The organism is Rhodoferax sp., from assembly GCF_030646845.1.
In the GTDB taxonomy this organism is placed as follows: Bacteria; Pseudomonadota; Gammaproteobacteria; order Burkholderiales; family Burkholderiaceae_C; genus Rhodoferax.
Window position 1 is genome coordinate 1 of the sequence record NZ_JAUSLE010000075.1, and the last position, 6,216, is coordinate 6,216.

Here is a 6,216-nt window from a genome sequence, read left to right on the forward strand (position 1 = left end):
CAACGCGCGCAGTCTTTGCGGCTCCGCCAGTGGTGCTGACGCAGGTCGCGCCAACAGCGCATTCAGGCGCGCATTGACCTGACGGCCTTCGCTTGCGAGGGCCACCAGCTCGCTATTCATATTGGTCTGCTCGATTTGTGCGCGGATGACGTCCTGCTGGGCGGCGAGACCGCCGGCGTAGCGGGCCTGCGCGACTTTCTCCAGGCGGATGACCAGATCCAGAATTTCCTGCGTCAATTTTTCATTGCGATGGAGGAAATAGCGTTGGGCGTGGGCGATCTTGATCTTGGCTGCCAGATCAGACCAGGTTCCCATGGCCCGCCCTTGGGTGCCTTCGGCTTCGAAAGCCGCGATGTCCCGCCTCAGGTCGCGCTTGCCAAACCAGGGAATGTCCTGCATCAGCAAATAGCGGGTGCTGCCGACGTCGCTGGGCGAAAGGGTCGGGCTCTGCTCGCCCAACTTGGTGATGTCGCGTAACTCGGTGCGGAATTTGGGATCGGGCAAAGCGCCGGCCGACGTCACACGCTCGGCCGCAGCCTGCGCCTCGTAGCGCATGCTGGCGTATTCGGGATTTGCCTCCCGGGCGATAGCGAGCAGCGTTTGCACATCCGCACCCGGTAGCGTTTCCTGGGCTTGCGCCATGAAGCACCATATGCTGGCAATGGCCGCGAACAAGGGGCCCCAAGGGCTCTGGAATATTTTCATGGTTTTTTTCCTGAGGTTTAGTGTCGGGCAAAAACAGGGACCATCGTCCATCTGGACGCGCAAGGCGGCGAACTGGATGGAATGACCGCAGTTTGCACGCCTGCTCCCGACGAATAACTGACCTGCAAATTACATTTCTGTCATTTTCAGCTTGCCGACCTGGTGCTGCGTTGCGGAGGAGCACCCGCGACGTCAAAAAAATTGCTGCAGGGTCGCATAGGCCACGCTCGGTGGGCGCGCATACTCGCTGCCGGTCGCGCCGCTGAACCATTGCAGTCCAAACGAGAGGTCCAGATTGGTCCGGATCGAGTAGCTAATGCCTGGGGCAACGTAACGGCTGTGGTCGGCCAGGTTGAGAACGACATCGGTGCTCAGCTTGACCAATGGCGTGAGCGCATAGCCCGCGCGTACGCCGAGATAGCGCTGCGCCAGCGTTTGCCGGCTGCCGCTTGCCAGGGCGGAGAAGTCATAGGCGGCAGGACTGCCTGCACCGCTGCCATCTCGGTAGAACTCAGCGCTCAGGGTCAACGTGTTGGCAAAAGCATAGTCGATGCCAAGCAAGGTGCGGTTGAATACTTCGCCGTTGCGTGACAGAACCCGGGTCAGTTCGGCGCGCACGCCCGCAAGACCGATTTGCCCGGCAAGGTCGAGCCCAATGACCCGGTCGCCATGAAATCGGCCGGCCGTCACGGAATAATCGATGCCGCGGGCGTGGTCATGCCACTGCAACGCATGGCTATCCTCACCCGCCAGTCGGCTCGGAGCGTATACGGCCGCCACGCGCGCGACCGGCCCGAATCTGTGCTCAAGCAGGACGGCGTCCACGCCGGGCCGCTCCTCGCGCTCCAACGTCGTTGGACTCACAGGATTGAGCAAGTCGAGCGGACTCCAGAAGCGGCCCGTACCCCAGGCAATGCGCTGTCGGCCCAGGCGCAGATCGGTATCACCGAATGCAAGCTGAAACTGGGCACGGTACAGGCGGTGCACACCATACAGCGCGGGTCGATCAACATAGCTGCCCTGAGCGGACCAGTACTGAGAGGACGGCAAGTCCTTTTGCTGCTGGAACTGCGCGGTTCGCAGGTAACTGCCAATCAATGCCTCATTGTCATACTGGACATCGAAGCTCATGGCGGGGCTGAGTTTGCCCTTCAGCTCCAGGCGCAAGCGGTTGAGATCGAGCTTGTAGCGCTCGCCGGCCCAAGTCTCGGAGCGCAGCAACAGGTTCTTGTAGTAGCCCGACACACGCAGGGCCGGATCGTCCTGCGCCAAAGCCGAAGCAGCACATCCCGCCAGCGCCAGGATGAAAACGTCCGTGAAACGTGACGGCCTAGGCATGGCGGATCGCCTGCACTGGGTCGAGGCGGGCAGCCCGTGCCGCGGGATACAGCGAGACCAGCACACTGGCCACAAACAACACCAGGCCCGGCACGCCGATGTGACTCGCGACCAGCTTCGGGTGGACGACCCCGGTAAGGCCGGGAATGGCCGAGTAGCCACGGAAGAATCCCGACAGGTCGATGCCCTGGCGTCCGAAGTACGCCACCAGCAAGGCACTGATGCCGTAGCCAATGAACGACGCCAGCAGCATCAGCACCAGCGTCTCGTAGACAACCATGCGCTGGATCGCGGCCGGCGGCGTGCCCAGCGCCATCATCACGCCAAACTCGCGCGTGCGCTCGGTCACCGCCATGAACACGGTATTCATGATCGCCATCGCGATGACGACGAACGCGATGGCGAGCAGGATGTGGCTGATGATTCGGATCATCCGGACCATCTCCTCAAGTTGTGGCAGCAACTCCTGCCAGGGCTGAAATGACAAGCCGGACGCGGCAACACGCTGGCGCAGGTCCGTAAGGCGCCCGGCCAGCGCGGCGCGGTCGCGCAGGCGCAGGTTGATGGTTGACACGCGCGAACCGAGGGCGAGCTGCGACTGCGCGGCCCGCAGCGTGACAAAGGCCATCGCGCTGTCGAAGGAGCCGCTTTCGGTCGCGAAGATGCCGCCGATGCGGTAGGCGGCGGTGCCGAGTTCACCGCTGGCGGCTTGCGCCATGACAATCACCTTTTCCCCCAAGCGCACCCCTAGCCGTTCGGCCAGTTTGCGCCCGATCAGGATGTCGCGATCGGCGCCGGCAGCAAGCGGATTGCCCTCGACGATGGTGCGATGGATGAACGTGACCCCGCGCTCGGCCTCGGGCACGATGCCGGTCAGCAGGATGCCTTCCGATTTCGCGGCGCTGCTCGCCAGTGCCTGCACCTGCACCCGCGGCGCGGCCGCCTCGACTTCGGGGACGGCGCGCAACTGCTGTAGCAGTGCCTCGGCGTCCTCGAAGGCCAGTTCGGGGGCGTAGTCCTGCCGGAACCCGGCCCGCTCCAACTGCACATGGCCGGTCACGTAACGGGTGGAGTTTTCGATCAAATCCTCGCCGAAACCATCAAAATAGCTGAAGAGGAAAACGAAGGCAACGATCCCGAACGCGGTCCCTCCCGCCGTGATCGCCGTGCGCCGCGGATTGCGCAGGATGTTGCGGCCGGCGATCACCATGAACACCGGCCAGTGCGAGCTCGACGCCGGCGTACCGTGGCCGCTCACGTGGCGCGGTCCGGCGAGGCCGCGGATCGCCGTTACCGGTTCGAGCAAGGCCGCCTTCGCAGCCGGATAGAGCGCCGTCAGGCAGGCCGTGGCGAAGACGGCCAGCGAGACCATCGCACTGCGCTCAAGCCGGATCACCGGGTAGATCACATCCTCGAGCCCAGGCATCGTGCGCAAGGCGGCGCCAAAAGCGCCCAGATCGATCCCGGTTCGGGCGAAGAAGGCCGTGACGGCCAAGCCGAGCAGGTTGCCGGCCAGCAGCCCGAGTCCGCCCAGCATCATCGCTTCGAGCAGCACCAGACCGAGCAGTCGGGCGCGGCTGATGCCGAGCGCCAGCATGATGCCGAACTCACGCGTGCGCTCCAGCACCGCCATCAGCACCGGGTTGGCGACGGCGGCGGCGACGATGCCGAAGAACACCACCAGCACGACCCAGGCCATCACCTCATGAAACCGGGTACTGACTACCACCAGCGGCAGCAGTCGAGGCCAGCTGAGCACCTCATAGCCGGGCCCCAGGCGTTGCGTCAGGCGGGCCTGGGTCGCGTCGAGCTGGTCGCGGTCGCGCAAGCGCATGGCGATCGCGCTCGCGCCCGACGGCGCGGCGAAGAAGTCGCGCACGACGGCCAGCGGCAGCACCGCCACGCGGCCGTCGAGCTCATCAATACGCGTGCGAAACACGCCGCGCACCGGGAATCGCCCGCTGGCAAGCGAGCCGTCGTAGGCCTGACCCACCAACAACAGGTCATCCCCCTCCGCCAGGCCCAGCGCCTGCGCGAGCTGCTCGCCAATCAGGACGCCGGGTGTGCTGTCGCTCAAGACTGTGCCACTGACGACCGCGTTGAACAGCACGCTCACCCGCCCTTCGTTGCCCGGGTCGACGCCGACCAGTGTGATCCCGCGCGACTTGTCACTGCGGCTGGCCAGGGCCTTGCCTTCCAGGCGCACCGTCGCGGCCTCCACGTTCGGGTCGTTGCGCACCGCTGCCAGCACAGGCTGGGCTTCGGCCATGGTGAGGTCAAGGGTCGGATCGTCGTGGTAGCCCTTCAAGTGCACCTGCACGTCGCCGGCCAGAAAACGCGTGCTGTTCTGGATCATCTGGCGGTTCATGCCGTCGATGAAGGCCCAGACAAAGGTCAAGGCTGCCAACCCGACGGCAATCGACAGGATCGTGATGGCAGAGCGCCTGCGATTGCGCGCAACGTTGCGCCAGGCGAGTTTGGCGAGCATCACACCGGCTTCCGCTCGTCCGATTCAATGCGGCCATCACGCAGACGAATGACGCGGCGCGCACGCTCGACCACCATCGGGTCGTGGGTCGAGAAGACAAAGGTCACGCCCTTGTCTTCGTTCAGCCGCCGCATCAGGTCCATCAGCGCCGCGCCGGCCTTTGAGTCCAGGTTCGCTGTCGGTTCGTCCGGCAGCACGATGACCGGCTCGGCCGCGATCGCGCGCGCCACCGCAACGCGTTGCTGCTGGCCGCCCGACAGTTCAGCCGGGCGCCGGTGTTCCAGTCCCTGCAGGCCCAGTTCCTTGAGCAAGTCCATGGCTCGCGTACGCCGCTGCGCCTCGGACTTGCCTTGCAGCAGCATCACGAACTCGACGTTCTCCAGTGCCGACAGCACCGGAATCAGGTTGAACTCCTGGAACACGAAACCAATCTTGCGCAGGCGCATCTCCGACAGTTCAGCCTTGCTCATGCGGCCGGTCTCGGTGCCCGCGATCCAGATGCGGCCCGTGGTCGGAGAGTCGAGACCCCCAACCAGGTTCAGCAGCGTGGTCTTGCCGGAACCCGAGGGGCCGACGAGGACGGCGAAGTCGCCGCGGCGGATCTCAAGGTCAATGCCGTCCAGCGCGTGAACGGCCACACTGTCTTGCCGGTACACGCGGCTGACTTGCTCCAGCTTGACGACGATGTCGGCATCGCTCATGGCTTCTGCAGATGGCGTTGGCTGAAGATCGCCTCATCCACCGGGCGGTCGAAGACGGCATCTTTCAGCACCACCGTGGTGAGATTTCCGGTCTTGGCCACAGGCCGCATTTCCCAGCGCGTGGGCAGGGTACGTCCGCCGACGCTGCGCACGTCGGAGAAGCTCAGCACACGGACCAACTCACCGCGCTCGCTGAAAAACTCCTCCTTGATGGGCATGAAATCGCGCTTGCGCACCAGATAGAGCACGCGGCCCCACACGACGGCGGCCTCAGGTTTCGGCGTGGCGTCCACCTGGTAGGCCTCCTGACCGTCGACTGTCGTCGTTCCGGCGATTTTGTGCGTGTAGTCGTCCAGGATGCTGCTCTCCTTGACCAGGTCGTCGTTGGTGAAGTCCGAACCCATCCACGGCTGCAACATCATCGAGGGCGGGATCTTGATCACGCGCTCCACGCTGGGCAGGTAGTTCCACATCTCGCTGCCGATGCGCAGTGATCCGATGCCGGCTTCCTTGGCCGGCGACAGGATGCGCACGAAGGAGCGCCGGGGCCGCTCGATCCAGACCCGCAGGGCCAGCGTGCGTTGCCAGCGTGGCGTGGTGATGTTCATCTCGTACTCGCCCTGCACGGTGCTGCCCCAGAGCAGGCGCTCCACCCGCTCAAGAATCTCGCGGCCGCCGGGTTCCTGCGCACGGGCCGTCGATGCGCCCTCCAGGAGTCCGGCCGCGAAGCCGGCCCGAGCCAGCGATCGGCCGCAGATCGTCAGCATCGTGCGGCGCTTCATGCGGCCACCGTCGGGGCGCTTGCGTCAGTGGCCGGACCTGGGGCAGCGGCACGCAGCAGTTCGTCCAGCATGTGGCGATCCACCACCTCCTTCTCCAGCAGCACGCCGGCCAGCACATCCAGCGTCGCGCGACGCGCCGTCAGGGTCGCGCTGACGCGGGCGCGCGACTCATCGAGCAGGCGGCGAACTTCAGTGTCGATCA

5 protein-coding genes and 1 pseudogene are annotated in these 6,216 nt (G+C 65.0%); all 6 read right to left on the reverse strand.

All coding sequences use genetic code 11. From position 1 onward, the window contains the following. A partial coding sequence (locus tag Q7T10_RS18665) for a TolC family protein (RefSeq protein ID WP_370653797.1) occupies nucleotides 1–705 on the reverse strand: 705 nt, incomplete at its 3' end. Nucleotides 706–897: 192 nt separating this feature from the next. Next, complete coding sequence (locus Q7T10_RS18670; RefSeq protein ID WP_304751102.1) at nucleotides 898–2,043, reverse strand: hypothetical protein; 1,146 nt, start codon at nucleotides 2,041–2,043, stop codon at nucleotides 898–900. After that, a complete protein-coding gene (locus Q7T10_RS18675; RefSeq protein WP_304751104.1) occupies nucleotides 2,036–4,531 on the reverse strand; it encodes an ABC transporter permease in 2,496 nt (831 codons plus the stop codon). The genes Q7T10_RS18670 and Q7T10_RS18675 overlap by 8 nt, the downstream gene beginning before the upstream one ends. Beyond that, the gene (locus Q7T10_RS18680; protein WP_304751105.1) at nucleotides 4,531–5,232 is read right to left on the reverse strand and encodes an ABC transporter ATP-binding protein; all 702 of its coding nucleotides are present in this window, start codon (nucleotides 5,230–5,232) and stop codon (nucleotides 4,531–4,533) included. Before Q7T10_RS18680 ends, Q7T10_RS18675 begins: the two co-directional genes overlap by 1 nt. Next, nucleotides 5,229–6,014: an outer membrane lipoprotein-sorting protein gene (locus Q7T10_RS18685; RefSeq protein ID WP_304751107.1), complete on the reverse strand. Its 786-nt coding sequence runs from the start codon at nucleotides 6,012–6,014 to the stop codon at nucleotides 5,229–5,231. Before Q7T10_RS18685 ends, Q7T10_RS18680 begins: the two co-directional genes overlap by 4 nt. Then, nucleotides 6,011–6,216 (reverse strand): annotated as a pseudogene (locus tag Q7T10_RS18690) (cell division protein FtsH); the annotation flags it as partial. The pseudogene Q7T10_RS18690 and the gene Q7T10_RS18685, both read right to left, overlap by 4 nt.